The organism is Vibrio sp. M260118 (assembly GCF_036533755.1).
Classification (GTDB): Bacteria; Pseudomonadota; Gammaproteobacteria; order Enterobacterales; family Vibrionaceae; genus Vibrio.
Map to the genome: position 1 here is coordinate 1 of NZ_JATABG010000039.1, position 14,936 is coordinate 14,936.

Below are 14,936 nucleotides of genomic sequence, written 5' to 3' on the forward strand. Positions count from 1 at the left end.
ACCAATAGATTAGCAACCGCATCAGCTTGTGACGCTGTTGATGTCTCAGTCACTTCAGCAATAGAAGCGGGTTCCGTTTCGACTGCGACAACATTCTCAGGTTCGGATTGTGTGCTCTGTGGTTGGGCGATGATTTCAGTCTGTGCCGATTCATCGATGCTAGGCTCTTGCACGACAACAGATGCAACTGGCTCTTCAACCTTAGATACATCAGTTGAGATATTATCTTTACTAGAGATAGACGCTGCTTCAGGCTCTGCAAGCGTTGTGAAATCGAGCTCAGGCTCAGCCTGATACTGTTCTAACTGTTGCTCTTGCTCGGTTTCCGTCGTCAGCGCATCGATACTCTTTTCTTGGTTTTGCCACCACCAAACTGATGAAATACCGAGTACGACAATAACAATACCCAACGTCAAAGTCATAATACGGCTATCGTGAGCTTCGCGCTTCGTTTGATGCGAGAAGCTTTTCATCTCTTGTTCTTCTTGCTGCGTTTCTTCACTACCCTCGAGGGCGCACAGTACAGTAGTTTCATCAAGACCAACCGCACGAGCGTATGAGCGTAAGTAACCACGCGTAAATGTAGCAACTTGATCCGAAGAGAAATTATTACTTTCAATGTTCTCGATAATAGAGAGGCGTAAACGTAAACGATCCGCAATTTGCTTTTGACTCAGGCCAAGAGATTCGCGTTTGTTTTTTAATAGTGTGCCCGCATCGACTTTTTCTGTTTTTTCTACTTGTTCTACATTGTCGTCGTTTGTTTGAAGATGTTGTTCTGCAGTCATAATGGTTAAATGTCTCTATTCGGTACAGCTCAGCCAGATCGCCGCTTTATTATTAATGATTGTTTGCGTGCTATGCAGCCTACGGTGAAATTGGTTGGGGATTACCCCTTAACGAGTCAGATTTAACGCTCCACTCAAAATACAGAGGAGGATACCTCGAAAGCGCTAATCTTCAATTCTAATAGATATCATAGATGAAACAACACCAACAAAACTCATAATTTACAAGCAGCTCAAGGTTTTTCGTTATTTTGACAGCCAGATCGCTACCAGATGTAACAAAAAAGCCAGAGCTGAGCTCTGGCTTCAAAAAATTTCCGGCGCTGGTTATGAAACAGCCTTCACCTCGATGCTTTCACCTTTTGCGGCTTTAATCATCGCTGTACGCTTGGTACGATCGATAACGTCACCGACTAACTGACCGCACGCGGCATCAATATCATCACCACGAGTTTTACGTACTGTCACAGTATGCTCATACTGCATCAGTGTTTTTTGGAAACGGTCAATTCGGGAATTACTTGGTTTCTTGTATGGTGAACCCGGGTAAGGGTTAAACGGTATCAAGTTAATCTTACAAGGCGTGTCTTTTAATAGCTCGGCGAGCTCACGGGCATGATCCATATCGTCATTAACATGATCAAGCAGAACATACTCTACTGTTACTTTGCCACGGTTCGCGTTTGAAGATTGAATATAACGACGTACCGACGCGAGGAAATCTTCGATATCCCAACGATCGTTGATCGGCATAATTTCACTACGCAACTTATCGTTAGGCGCATGGAGTGAGATAGCCAGTGCAACATCAATATTGCCTGTCATTTGGTCAAGACCAGAAACAACACCAGAAGTCGAAACCGTCACTCGGCGCTTCGACAAACCAAAGCCAAGATCATCAAGCATAATCTCAAGTGCCGGAATGAGGTTCTTCATGTTGAGTAAAGGCTCGCCCATGCCCATCATTACAACGTTGGTAATTGGACGACGGCCTGTGTCTTTTTCTAGGCCAATTTCACGTGCAGCGCGCCACACCTGGCCAATGATTTCAGATACTTTCAGGTTGCGGTTAAAACCTTGCTGAGCTGTTGAACAGAACTTACACTCAAGCGCACAACCTACCTGTGAAGACACACACAGTGTTGCACGATCATCTTCTGGGATGTAAACCGTTTCTACGTCTTGATCACCCACCTTCATCGCCCACTTAATGGTACCATCTGAAGAGTGCTGAGCTTCAGCAACGGTCGGTGCTTTAATTTCGCAACGATGCTGCAGTTTTTCACGTAACTTCTTATTAATGTTGGTCATGTTATCGAAGTTATCGACACCGAAATGATAAATCCACTTCATTACTTGGTCGGCACGGAACGCTTTCTCACCTAGCTCATCGGCAAAAAGCTTACGCAATCCTTGGCGATCAAAGTCGAGTAGATTGATTTTTTCAGTGGTCATGTGGCCTCTCAAGCGACGGAAACATTAATTAAGGGCGCGAATTGTACAGCCTTTATGCAGTGACAACAAGACTTATAAAGCCCTGTATTTACCAAGGCATTAATAACAAAACGGTTATTTATTAAACAATAGAAATGCTAGGGGATAAAGATATTGGGAAGACTGCCAATTCGACTCACTCTTCACTCTAGGAAGTGGCGAAATCTACTCTCAAATCTATTCAGTAGCAGTTTGCTTAATCTGTTCGACAATCGCTTTCAAGCCATTGCCTCGAGACGGGCTTAAGTGAGCAATCAAACCAAGCTGCTGAAAATAAGCATCGATATCAAAACATTGAATCTGTTGGGATGATTTGCCATCGTAGGCTGCCATCACGAGTGCAATCAAGCCACGCACAATACGCGCATCTGAATCTGCGCAAAAGTGCCAATTGCCGTCGATGTTTTCACTCACCAACCATACCGTGCTTTCACAACCAGCCACAGTCACTTGCTCAGACTTCAACTCATCCGGCATTTGAGGCAGTTTTTTACCCCATTGAATCACCTGACGGTAGCGGTCTTCCCAGCCTTTAAAGCCTTGCATGATCTCAGCAATGTGTTGCACGGTTATTTCAGTTCCAAAAGGAGATTGAGGGAAAGATGACATACTGCTCTCCAAGCTTAGGGTCTGTATTTTTGAATCAACTTTTCAACAATGCGCGAAACAGCCACAAAACCAAATGAGGCGGTGACAACAGTCGCTGCGCCAAACCCGCTGGCACAATCCATACGCTTCGGACCTTCCGCGGTTGACTTGACGCCACACACACTGCCGTCTGGCTGAGGGTACTTCAATTGCTCGGTTGAGAATACACACTCAATGCCAAATTTACGCGCTGGATTGGTTGGGAAATTATGGTGACGACGCAGTGTATCTTTGATCTTTTTCGCGAGCGGATCTTGAATCGTCTTGGTTAAATCCGCGACTTTAATCTGAGTCGGGTCAACCTGACCACCTGCACCACCTGTGGTAATGACTTTGATTTTGTTACTGCGGCAGTATGCAAGTAGCGACGCTTTGGCTTTAACGCTATCAATCGCGTCCAACACATAATCGTACTCTTTGCTTAGGTACTCATGTTGGTTATCTGGAGTAATAAAGTCATCAATTAAATTGACCTTGCACTCTGGGTTAATCAGCTTAACTCTTTCCGCCATCACTTCGATTTTGCTCTGACCTACGCTGCCCGACATAGCATGAATCTGACGGTTAATGTTAGTCACACACACGTCATCCATATCAATAAGCGTTAACTCGCCGATGCCCGTTCTTGCCAGAGCTTCAACCGCCCATGAACCCACACCGCCAATGCCAATCACGCACACATGCGCTGCACGCAGAATCTCGACTTCACTATTACCGTAAAGACGGCGTGTGCCACCAAAACGTTGGTTGTAACTATCAGAAGCTGGAGTATCGAGTTCACGCATGTTGGTTTTCCGCTTGGTACAAAAACAAAGAGTGCGATTTATACGCACTCTTTAGTAAAAAGTCTAGATGAGAAGCTATTGTAGCTTTTCTGGTGTCAATGCCCAAGGAGCTTGTGTCGCACTCCCCTCAAGCCCCAACTTCCACACACGACCAAAGTGTTTGTAATGACCCGCTTCAGTGCCCGCTCTTGGCCCCATGCCATGATAAAGGTCTAGGTGGTTCTGCTTCACCGCACCGCCGGTATCTAATACAATCAGTAAGCGCAGTTGATGTGCGCCACTCCAAGTTCCATCCGGATTAAGCAATGGGACTTCCGCTAATATCGGTGTACCCATAGGGAAGATTGAACGATCCCCGGCGACAGATGCCATTGGTAGCAGAGGAATACCCGCCGATCCCGTAACTGGCGCATCAGCACGCGGCTCAAAGAACACATACGAAGGGTTCTGCTCTAGCAGCTCGCGTACCGTTGCTTCGTCGTTTTCTAGCACCCAATCCTTTATCGCCTTCATTGACATTTTTTCACGCGGCACTAAGTCACGCTCGATCAATACCCTACCAATACTGACGTAGGCCTTGTTGTTCTTACCGCCATAAGCGAAGTACTCTAGCGTATCGTCATCTTCAAAGTGAACGAAGCCACTGCCCTGTACTTCCATCAAGAATGGGTCAATCATATTCGGCGCATAGCCAAGCTCTAGCCCCTTACCTTCTAGTGCTCCTGCGTAAATTTGAGCTCGAGTCGGGCAGTCACTCTCACACTCAGGCTTAGCATATACTGGATATTTGAATTTCTCGTTTGGCTCGTGACGCAGCTCCATTACAGGGGAAAAGTATCCCGTAAAAAGCACGTTACCTTGTTTGTCACCACCGCCCAATTGGGCGGCTTGAATACCAAAACTCGCTAAATCACGAGGTTCGCCGCTTTGCAGCACCCACTCATTTAGCTTGGCGTATAACGGCTGATAGATTTTTGCCATTGAAGGCGAATTAAACACCACTTGTTCCGCCTGACGATGAAATTCTGTGAAATCACGTGGTTTTGTCGACTCTACAACTGCAGATTTATTCAAAATAGAATTGAACTCTTCATCAACATATTGTTGAGCACGGTCGGTTGGTTGAGCACAGCCAAACATCACGCTGGCGGCCAATAGTGGAAGATATTTTTTGAGCACAGGATTGTTCCCTTTCAAACGATGCTAAGAGGATGACAAACTTGCCAATAATTGGCAATCCAGTAGTGTTAATGAATGTTATTTTTCACTTTTTCGACAGACGATAAATAGGCTGGTAGCTCGTCTCTGAGATCAATTGCAACTCCGTAAACTGCTCATTCAGTACTTTAAACTTACGCTCCTTATCTCCAAGCCGATACTCCAAGTGGACCCCATTCCAGCGATACTTGGTATCGACTACGCCACCGTCAATAGAAACGCCTGACGGACTAAGCACAAACTCATCTGCAGCATATGACGCCACATTCTGCTCAACCCAGGTTCCATAAATCGCTGATTTAGGATAGGTCTTCTCTAAGTAGATACCATATAAACTGTTCGCCATCAATACTGCGCAAACAGCTGCGATAATCGCTCCAATCAGTACCACACGCTCAAAGATTTTTTTACTTCTACTAACGTCGTTCACTTTGTTTATCACCAATGTACTGCAGATGTTTACTAAGGCCTATTGCCTTACTAAGTGTTACCCAAAAATAGATATCGCGCGAATAGCATTAAAGTCCAGCCACTGTGATGACTTGCTAGCTCAATCATGTCATCTCATGACAATTCGAAAATAGGCCCAATCCAAACACAAAAAACGCTTGCTGCAATTCGAATAAAATTGCAATATCAATGTATATTAATTCAATCACGGAAGATATTGTGAAGATTCGAAGTACCGCGCTAGTAAAAGGGTTTAGGCAGTCCGCCCCTTACGTCAACGCTCACCGAGACAAAACCATGGTCATCATGCTTGGTGGTGAAGCCGTGGCTGACGGCAATTTTTCGAATATTATCAGTGATCTGGCGCTACTGCATAGCTTAGGGGTTAAAATTGTTCTCGTTCATGGAGCGCGTCCACAAATTAATAACCTTCTTGAGCAAAATCAGTACGATAGCCCTTACCACAAAGGCATTCGTATTACCGACGAAACCTCTCTCAGTTATGTGATGCAAGCTGCAGGGCAACTGCAACTGACAATTACAGCTCAGCTTTCCATGAGTCTGAGTAATACCCCTATGGCCGGAACCCAGTTAAATGTCGTCAGCGGCAACTTCATCACCTCTCAACCTCTAGGTGTCGATGATGGTGTCGATTACTGCCATAGCGGGCGAGTAAGGCGTGTCGACGCAGAGGGTATCAACCGTATGTTAGATCAAGGCTCTATTGTGTTACTCGGTCCAATAGCTAGCTCAGTCACTGGTGAGTCTTTTAATCTTCTCTCTGAAGAAGTGGCGACCCAAGTCGCGATAAAATTAAATGCCGATAAGCTAATTGGCTTCTGTTCCGAGCAAGGTATCATCGATGAAAATGGTGATGTGGCTGCTGAATTGTTCCCTAAAGATGCAGAGAGAATCTTATCTTGCCTTGAGACAGACAGCGTAAAAGGTAGTGATAACTCTTCTGGCACCTTGAGATTCTTGCGCGCAGCTACAGCAGCTTGTCGAGCGGGCGTTCCTCGCAGCCACTTAGTGAGCTACAAAGAAGACGGGGCGTTAATTCAAGAGCTTTTCTCTCTCGACGGGATTGGCACTCAAGTAGTAAAAGCGAGTGCCGAGCAAGTTCGCGTTGCGGATATTGATGATATCGGCGGTATTTTGGACTTGATTCAACCACTAGAAGAGCAAGGGGTTCTGGTTCGTCGATCTCGTGAACAGTTGGAGCAGGAACTGCATCAGTTCACCATCATTGAGAAGGATGGTTTGATTATCGGCTGTGCTGCACTCTACCCGTATCCTGAAGAGAAAATGGCAGAGATGGCTTGTGTGGCTATCCATCCTGAATATCGCGATGGCAACCGTGGCTTATTGCTGCTCAACCACATGCGCTTACAATCCAAAGCGCAAGGTATCGAGCATATCTTCGTATTAACCACCCATAGCCTTCACTGGTTTAGAGAGCAAGGCTTCCATGAAATGGGCGTCGATTTCTTACCGTCACAGAAACAGAACTTATATAATTATCAACGTAATTCAAAGATTTTAGCGCTTTTGCTCTAACTTATTGTATTGGTTAAGTTTGTTAATTTTTAAGTAAATTCTGACCACAAATTGCTTTATTTGGCACACAGGATTGGTTAATATTTCGCCTCCCTACATTGTAGGGAGGAAGACAGGATTCACTTCTCCACTTAACTTTTTACAAAGTTGAGTCGCAAGGATTGCTTGAGGTAACTAACTACGTCACTAAGAGCAAACTATCGATGAAAAAGATCATCTGTAATTCTGTACAGAGTTTTTGGGATATGGCAGACAACGAACTTCTTGAAGATTTAGATGTTCACTGCGTTTTCCCTGTTACAGAAGGCTTAAAAGCGTTCATTTTGAACTACCAGAGAAAATACCGCATCCGCAGTATCTCATTCTCAAAAGCAATTTAACCACTTATCATGGTAACCACGGACGGTTATCAGACATTCTGCAACCTCTCAATCAAACCACTTGCACGCTCTGTTCGAACCTTAATACCTCGCTTCATTACCCTTTCGTCGACAAACAAACTCAAGCGTTTTTTCGCGCGGGTAATTCCTGTGTAGATAAGCTCACGAGTTAAAATTGGCGTGAACTCTGGTGGTAAGATCATTAAGGTATGCTCGAACTCGCTACCTTGAGATTTGTGAATCGTCATTGCATAAGCGGTTTCATGCTCCGGCACTCGACTTGGCAGCACCGACTTTACACTGCCATCAGGGAGTTCAAAGAAGACCTTAAGTCTTGGCTCGCTGTCGGAGTCGTCTAGCATACAAATACCGATGTCCCCGTTATACAAACCTAACGCGTGATCGTTTCTCGCCACCATCACTGGCCTGCCGTGATACCACAGCTCATCTTGGGTCTGAATCAAGTTCCTCGCCGCAAGTGCACGTTCAATACGCTGGTTAAGCCCTGTAACACCAAAGTCACCCTCTCGAATGGCACACAACAATCGACAACGAGCAAACTGATCCAGTACAGCTTTAGCTCTTTGTGGCATGGTTTCCAACTCATTGGTTGCTGGGTCGATTTGTGGCGTATCAATTCGTTTTAAATAGTGGCTATATTCAGCCACCAAAGTCTGCACCATTTGATTATAATGCTGACTATCAATTGGAAACTTAGCAATGTCAGAGAAGTCTTTCTGCCAGACCCAATCTACCTTCTGAGCAGAACCAGCATTGATCGCCTGCGCTAGCTGACCTATGCCTGAGCGAGCATCAAAGCGATAACTCTTCTTCAGCATGCATAAGCTATCAGCGATAGAGGCCTGACCGTTTGCACTGTGAGCTAGGGTTTCATAACCGGTTAAGCGAGCAACTAGTGCTGCCTGCCCATGACTGAAACCAAATTGGCTAAATGAACAGATATCACCTAACACAGCTCCTGCCTCTACCGAGGCCAACTGATCTTTATCACCTAATAAAATCAGTCGAGCATGTTTAGGCAGTGCATCAATCAACTTATACATCATAGGTAGATCAACCATTGAAGCTTCATCAACCACCAGCATGTCAAGATGAAGTGGGTTATCTCTGTTGTGACGGAACTCTGCACTATTAGGCAAAGCCCCAAGCAATCTATGTAATGTGCTGGCTTCAGTTGGAATAGCCTGTTTGAGTTCTGGTGCAACTGGCAATGCTGCCACCGCTTTACCAATCGACTCGGTCAATCGCGCTGCCGCTTTGCCCGTTGGTGCGACGAGTTTAATCGTTGGCGTTTGTGCGTGGTTACTCTGATCGCCTGAGCTATGTGCTTGTTCGATAAGAGCCGCAAGCAATTTGGTCACAGTTGTAGTTTTACCCGTTCCCGGACCACCAGAGATCACCGCAAATTTCTTACTCAATGCAACCGCTGCCGCTACCTTCTGCCAGTTGACACACGCAGACAAAGGTACAAGCTGATCAAGTACCGAAAGCTGCTCTATGTTTTTTGCCTCTAGGAGCTTTTGGTCTATGGTAGGCCAATCCAGCTTATCCTCTGCTACGACGTCTAAGTGGTCACAAACCATACGCTGACGAAGCACAGCTGTCGCACTACCATCCTGGTTAGATTTATTAATTGCTTCAAATAGATAGCGATAGTTACGGGCAAATAGATGATTCAGTAGTTGAGACAGTTTTTGTACTTCATCAGGCTTTAGGATCATAGGTGACCCAAAGCTATTTAAACGTTCAGCCAGTGTCACTTCATAGTGCCAGTAGCGATGTAGGTAGAGTCGCTGACCATCAAAAACAAGCGGTAGCGATTCTCCCTCTTTATTAGCCACTAAATCCGCGTTATCGAGCAACGCTGGCCAATCTACTGTTACTAATTTTTGGTTAAGCTCTAAAGCTGATTCGCCGTACAGTCCTAACTTAGCCGCAAGGTCGACTGGCTGGCCTTGTGAATCCAACAGTGGCAAACAAATATTGCCCTTACCAAGCTCATGACTAACAACACCAGCAATGAAAGCAAGTAGCTCATCTTGTGACTGAGCTGCAATAAAGCGCGCGAACTGGTAATCAAGTTGGCGAATATTACCTTTATTCGCCAGTTGTTTGAGTAGAGAAACAAGAATTGTCATGGTTACAGTAACTCCATCTGACCAGCTTGATTGGTCTTGCTATCGACGCTATGTCCATCAATAAGCCTATCCATATCCGTCAGGAACTCTAAACTTGGTTTCGCTGAGAAAATACCATGGTCACTTTTGCCATCCATCCCTCTGAGGAACAGGTAATAAACTCCACCAAAGTGCTGCTGATAATCGTAATCGGCAATTCGACTGCGCAAGAATCTGTGCAGTGCTAAGGCATAAATTTGATACTGCAAATCGTAGCGATGATCTGCCATTGCAGACTTAAGCGCCTCACCATGATAGAAGCCAACCTCATCACCGAGGTGATTCGATTTCCAGTCAAGAACATAGTATTTGCCCTGATGTTCGAACACTAAATCAATGAAACCTTTGAGCATTCCTTGCACCGTATAGAAACCTAGGTCGCCTGCTTTGGCCGATAAAGGATCATGACGCTGGATAACTCGATTCAATGCAGGCGCGGTCAGTATCTCAATCGGTAGTAAGAACTCCATCTCAACTAAGCGTTGGCTTGGCCCTTTTTGATTAAGCAGTAGTGACTTTCCATCTAGTGGAGTGGCTAAAACAGTATCAATCAACTGCTGTAAAATAGGTAACCAACTCGCGTCTAACTGCTCACTATCGAGCAGTCGAGTGATTACTTCTGTATTGATTTCACTGCTGCTTGGCTCGGTAAATTCCACCTCTTCAAACAGGGTATGAAGGAAAGTACCTGGGCGAGCGCCACGCGGGAAGGTAAAAATGGATTGCTCTGGCTCAATAAGATCCTCTTCATCATGCTCATCAGAAGAGTCGATATCGAGATGCATCAGATCGTTAAACGCATCAGAATTATGATGAGAGCCCTGCTTAACGAGACCTGAGTAACTGGTAATGCGCCAATCTCGGTCAATGGTATTTTGCAGCTCACTCGCGGTAAGCTCTTGCTGCTGTAACTGTTGAGTAACGAATACACTGTCATGCTGCTGCGGTAAATCACATAGCGATACACTTTCAAGCCCATCAACCTGCTGTTGAATCGCGATGGTTAAATCGCTAATACCGCCCTCTTTACCATCTTGTAGTAAGTAACCCATAGCGCTGTGATGAACACCTGTCGGCTCTTTAGTCGAGCGGCCATTTCTGAGCGGCGCAGCGCCAACAAAACAGCCATAAACTGCACGTGTCAGCGCAACATAGATCAGACGTAAGTCTTCGGCTAAGCGCTCTTTGTCAGCTTGGGCAAGTGACGCATCTTGGCCAGTGATATCTAAAATGGTTTTGTCTTCCTGATGATCATAATACTTGGCCTCACTGGCTTCTCGGTAGCTAAGCACAAACGGTAAGAAGACCAGATCGTATTCCAAACCTTTCGATTTGTGGATGGTAACAATCTGCACCAAATTACGCTCTGACTCTAAGCGCTTGATTTGATCGTCGCTACCACCTAAGCCATTTTGCGCATCACTGATCGCTTGTGCTAACCAACGCAGCAACCCATGGTCACTATCGAGTTCTTGGCTTGCTTGCTGAAGTAATTCACCAATGTGCATCAGATCAGTTAGGGCTCGCTCTCCACCCTCTTCCTCAAGCAGACGCTCTGCGATATGTCGCTTACTCATGACGCTACGAAGCATGGGTAAAACACCGCGCTGAGTCCAGAGCTTACGATACTCTTTAAACTCGTTGATCGCGTTTTCCCACTCATTCTCATCGTTATTGAGCTTGTCTAAACTTGCTGCATCAAGAGCAAACATTTCAGAAGCTAAGCTTGCTCGTAGCGCGCGGTCATTCTCTGGGGTCAAAACCGCTTGCAACAAACGTTGAATGTCTTGAGCCACTAATGAAGTAAAGACGCTATCTCTATTGGAAAGATAGACACTGGCAATACCCTGTTTCGCCAAAGCCTCTTTGACCATGCGACCTTCGTTACCCGTTCGAACCAATACCGCGATATCGCCGGCCTGAATCGTATGCTGACCTTTACCATCAACAAGGTACGCTTGCTGGTTTTGCGCAGCTGTAAGAATGGTGTGGATCTGATCCGCTGTCGCTTGCGACATTGCCTCTAAATATTCACCTTTAGGTAGCGGCTTTTCTTCGGCATCTTGCAGCCAATACGTCAGTGCTGGTTGCTTTTGACCATTGATAGTCCAAATGCGCTGCTCGGCATTGGGGCTATAATCGACCGGTAAAAACGGAATGTCGTTGTCGTAGATAAATGGGCTCGAAGGGAGCTGAAAAATCTGGTTTACCGCGCTAACCATATCCGCACTTGAACGCCAGTTAGTGCCCAAAGTGAAGTGCGATGAAACCTGATTACGAGCTTTAATATAGGTGAAAATATCCGCGCCACGGAAGCCGTAAATAGCCTGCTTAGGATCGCCGATCATAAACAGACCACACTCAGGGTTGTTCAAATAGATACGGCTAAAAATACTGTACTGCAGCGGATCGGTATCTTGGAACTCATCGATCATGGCCACTGGGTAGAGAGTTCGAATTCGCTCAGCCAGTAACTCAGCATCATCACTATTAATTGCAGCAGACAAGTTAGTTAGTAAGTCATCAAAAGAGAGCCACTGTTTCTGCTGTTTCGCTTTGGCGAGCATCTCACGACAATGCTCAATCGCGTGGGCTAGTATCGGCGCTTTTAAACTGATAGGCGCAGCTAAGAAGGTTTCAATCGCTGCAAAAACTTGATGCTGCGGCGCGCTGCCTTTAGGTGTTTTGTCAGTAAGCGTGCTCTGAGCAAACTTCTCCAACTTGTCGGGATAGTCATAACCAATGGTTTCTGTTGCTGCCCAAACATTGACCGCTTCGAGCCAAGTCGGTAAAGACTTCTTGCTGTAGCTGCGTTTGTTAACATCGGAGTCGCTAATCAATGCAAAAAAGTCATCTTGAGACTCTCGCCACAGCGCTTTTAACTCATCAATACGCTTTAAGTTCTGCTGATGGAGATCCGCTAAGCTACCACTCATCGCCGCCACAGATAAGCTCAAAGGTGCGCCAGTCAGATAATTAGCCACATCGCGGAGTAAGTCAGATGGCGCATTCCAGATTCGGCGTATTTCGCCAGCTAAATTTATTGGCAGTGGATAGAAATTACGCCGCCAGTAATCGGCAACAATTTGCGCTTTAAGATGACTTTCATCAGTCACGAATTCGTTGTTAAAGCGACTGCCAGATTCAAACGCATTTTGCGTCAACATACGCTGGCAGAAACCATGGATGGTATACACCGCCGCTTCGTCCATTTGCCTCTCCGCTTGCAAAAGGATTTCAGCCGCTTGTTTATGATCGTTCACTTCATCAAGCAGGGGCGCAATCACAGGGTCACTACTTTTCCCTCGGGCAAATGCAAGGCGTGCATCATGAATACGAGCGCGAATACGATCTCTTAGCTCCGCAGTCGCAGCTTCAGTAAAGGTAACCACCAGAATTTGGTCAACCGTCAGTGGAACCTGATGTTTGGTCTCAGTATTGCCGTGACCAAGTAACAACCTTAGGTATAAGCCAGCGATGGTAAATGTCTTACCTGTACCTGCCGATGCTTCGATTAATCGCGCACCATGCAGCGGAAAAGTCATGGCATTAAGCGGAGTTACCATTGACGTTGCTGTCATATAAAATTTGCCCTATTTATGAAAGCCGGAGATCTAAATGTGATCCAGCGTTTAAAATGATTTTAATTAGTATAAATCCCTAAAAAGTTGGGATTTTATGCGATCTTTCTCACGGCAGACTTACCACCTAACCGCTACTATGCGCTCCACATGTTGAGCAACCGATGTTGCAATAGACCAAAAGAATAATGGTCCCTCTGACCTGTGGCCGTACAGCGAACGCCCTACACAATAATGATTTACTGGCGGCCACCTACTTTCTTTCTCGCATCTTTATTCCAAATCTTCACTTGTCTTAGCCTCTAGCCTAGGTGTTTGCAGTACCAATGCTGTCAAGGTACGAACCTGCACAGCTAAATCATCGTTCCAACTTGGCCATATACGCGATATGTAAGCGTTGTTTCCCTCGCCAGCAGCCATAAAGCTATCGTTAAAGGTATCAGCCATTTTCTTCAGTGACTTCTCTTCGTCATCGACCCAGTTCCCTCGGTTAAAGCCTGCTTCAACGCAAGCCAGAGCGGTTCTAGGGAAATAACATAAAGGCTGTGTCATGCCTTGGTAGAACAAGCGAATCAACTCTGAAAGCAGTGAATGAGCATGCGCAGAGTCTGCAATCTCTGGGTAGATAAGATGAACCACGCCCTCTTTGCGGTCATAACCAATCATATGGGTGCGTTTACTCACGCCCATTGCTGACATAGCAAGGTGGTCAATCCAAGCAGAGAGATAATCTTGAGAGCGAATCTTGCCGCTGCGGAAACGAATCAAGCCTGACTGGTAAAACTGTGTCAGCCAACCAGTCAGGTTAACTTTTTTGTCATCGCCCAAGACATCAAACGTCAGCTTAATCTCAAGGTCACTTGCTTCACTACCACACAAGAAGCTCAACTTGTCCACCAGCTCTTCGGCTTGAACACGATTGGTTTCGAACTCGATATCACCAAATGCCCCAACGGGTAACTTACCTTGAGCTCTCTGCTGCTGCACAAAAGATTCAATAACAGTTTGGCTATCTTGGCTTGCATTGAGTTGTTGCTTGAGCAGCTCATCTAACAAGCTGTCACGCATTTGATAGCTTTCTAAACCATTGAGAACAAATGGCTCATCATCTTCCATGACTGGAAGCGGTGGCTCGAACACCACCTTTAAGCGGCGATTAAAGAAGTACTGTACAGGCAAGCGCCAGAAACGTTGCAGCTCAACTAAGTCCAACTCCAACGGATAGCTTGCATCAAGCAGATAATCTTGCAGTTCTCGGTTAAATTCACCACTCACCTGACCTAAGCGATTAACAGCAGGCAACCACTCTTTGGCATAACTTGGGGACGCTCCAGTAAACGCAGACGCGCTAAATGGCACCATGGAGTGGTGAGTTACGAGTTCAGATAGTAACTTATCGCCCGATTCATCAGCGGCTAAAAGGTAATCGCCCTCTACGCAGTAGTTTTGATGACAATATTCCATTAACTCAGAAACCAATACCGAAGGCACGCGCTCAGTATTATCTTGAATTGAGCGGCCAACATAACTGATATACAGGGTTTGCTGCGCTGACAACATCGCTTCTAGGAATAGATATCTGTCATCGTCTCGACGTGAGCGGTCGCCAGGCTTAGTGCGCCCGTTCATCAAGTCAAAACCTTCAGCTGGCATTGAGCGCGGGTAGACCCCATCGTTCATCCCCAATAAACACACAGTTCTAAATGGAATAGAACGCATCGGCATCAAGGTACAGAAATTCACCTGCCCTGCGAGGAAGCGCTGACTGATGCGCGTCCCAGACAATTTGTTTTGCAAATACTGGAAAACAATCGCTGGAGATAGCGCTTCCTCAAAC

10 protein-coding genes and 1 pseudogene are annotated in these 14,936 nt (G+C 45.9%); 2 read left to right on the forward strand and 9 right to left on the reverse strand.

Features of this window, described 5'->3' with window-relative positions; genetic code table 11:
• The 6 genes from QTO00_RS04450 to QTO00_RS04475 form a co-directional block, all read right to left on the reverse strand.
• On the reverse strand, window positions 1–788 hold a 788-nt coding region (locus QTO00_RS04450; RefSeq protein WP_331423236.1), incomplete at its 3' end, for a helix-turn-helix domain-containing protein.
• A gap of 327 nt (window positions 789–1,115) precedes the next feature.
• The gene (locus QTO00_RS04455) at window positions 1,116–2,243 is read right to left on the reverse strand and encodes a bifunctional tRNA (adenosine(37)-C2)-methyltransferase TrmG/ribosomal RNA large subunit methyltransferase RlmN (RefSeq protein WP_331423238.1); all 1,128 of its coding nucleotides are present in this window, start codon (window positions 2,241–2,243) and stop codon (window positions 1,116–1,118) included.
• Between the two features lie 216 nt (window positions 2,244–2,459).
• Window positions 2,460–2,891, reverse strand: a complete 432-nt coding sequence (gene csdE, locus QTO00_RS04460) for a cysteine desulfurase sulfur acceptor subunit CsdE (RefSeq protein ID WP_331423239.1) — start codon at window positions 2,889–2,891, stop codon at window positions 2,460–2,462.
• A 14-nt stretch (window positions 2,892–2,905) separates the two neighbouring features.
• The gene (tcdA, locus tag QTO00_RS04465) at window positions 2,906–3,715 is read right to left on the reverse strand and encodes a tRNA cyclic N6-threonylcarbamoyladenosine(37) synthase TcdA (protein WP_331423240.1); all 810 of its coding nucleotides are present in this window, start codon (window positions 3,713–3,715) and stop codon (window positions 2,906–2,908) included.
• Between the two features lie 75 nt (window positions 3,716–3,790).
• Complete coding sequence (mltA, locus tag QTO00_RS04470) at window positions 3,791–4,894, reverse strand: murein transglycosylase A (protein ID WP_331423241.1); 1,104 nt, start codon at window positions 4,892–4,894, stop codon at window positions 3,791–3,793.
• A gap of 85 nt (window positions 4,895–4,979) precedes the next feature.
• On the reverse strand, window positions 4,980–5,363 hold the full coding sequence (locus QTO00_RS04475; RefSeq protein WP_331423242.1) for a DUF2850 domain-containing protein: 384 nt from the start codon (window positions 5,361–5,363) through the stop codon (window positions 4,980–4,982).
• A 239-nt stretch (window positions 5,364–5,602) separates the two neighbouring features.
• Between QTO00_RS04475 and argA the strand changes: the two genes are divergently transcribed.
• Both argA and QTO00_RS04485 read left to right on the forward strand, forming a co-directional pair.
• A complete protein-coding gene (gene argA / locus QTO00_RS04480; RefSeq protein WP_331423243.1) occupies window positions 5,603–6,940 on the forward strand; it encodes an amino-acid N-acetyltransferase in 1,338 nt (445 codons plus the stop codon).
• 203 nt (window positions 6,941–7,143) lie between these two features.
• A complete protein-coding gene (locus QTO00_RS04485) occupies window positions 7,144–7,320 on the forward strand; it encodes a hypothetical protein (protein WP_038205926.1) in 177 nt (58 codons plus the stop codon).
• Between the two features lie 29 nt (window positions 7,321–7,349).
• On the opposite strand, the gene recD is transcribed toward QTO00_RS04485, so the two are convergent.
• From recD to recC, 3 genes and pseudogenes are all read right to left on the reverse strand, one after another.
• Window positions 7,350–9,479, reverse strand: a complete 2,130-nt coding sequence (gene recD / locus QTO00_RS04490; RefSeq protein WP_331423245.1) for an exodeoxyribonuclease V subunit alpha — start codon at window positions 9,477–9,479, stop codon at window positions 7,350–7,352.
• A gap of 2 nt (window positions 9,480–9,481) precedes the next feature.
• Window positions 9,482–13,099, reverse strand: a complete 3,618-nt coding sequence (gene recB, locus QTO00_RS04495; RefSeq protein WP_331423247.1) for an exodeoxyribonuclease V subunit beta — start codon at window positions 13,097–13,099, stop codon at window positions 9,482–9,484.
• A gap of 273 nt (window positions 13,100–13,372) precedes the next feature.
• A pseudogene (gene recC / locus QTO00_RS04500) lies at window positions 13,373–14,936 on the reverse strand (exodeoxyribonuclease V subunit gamma); the annotation flags it as partial.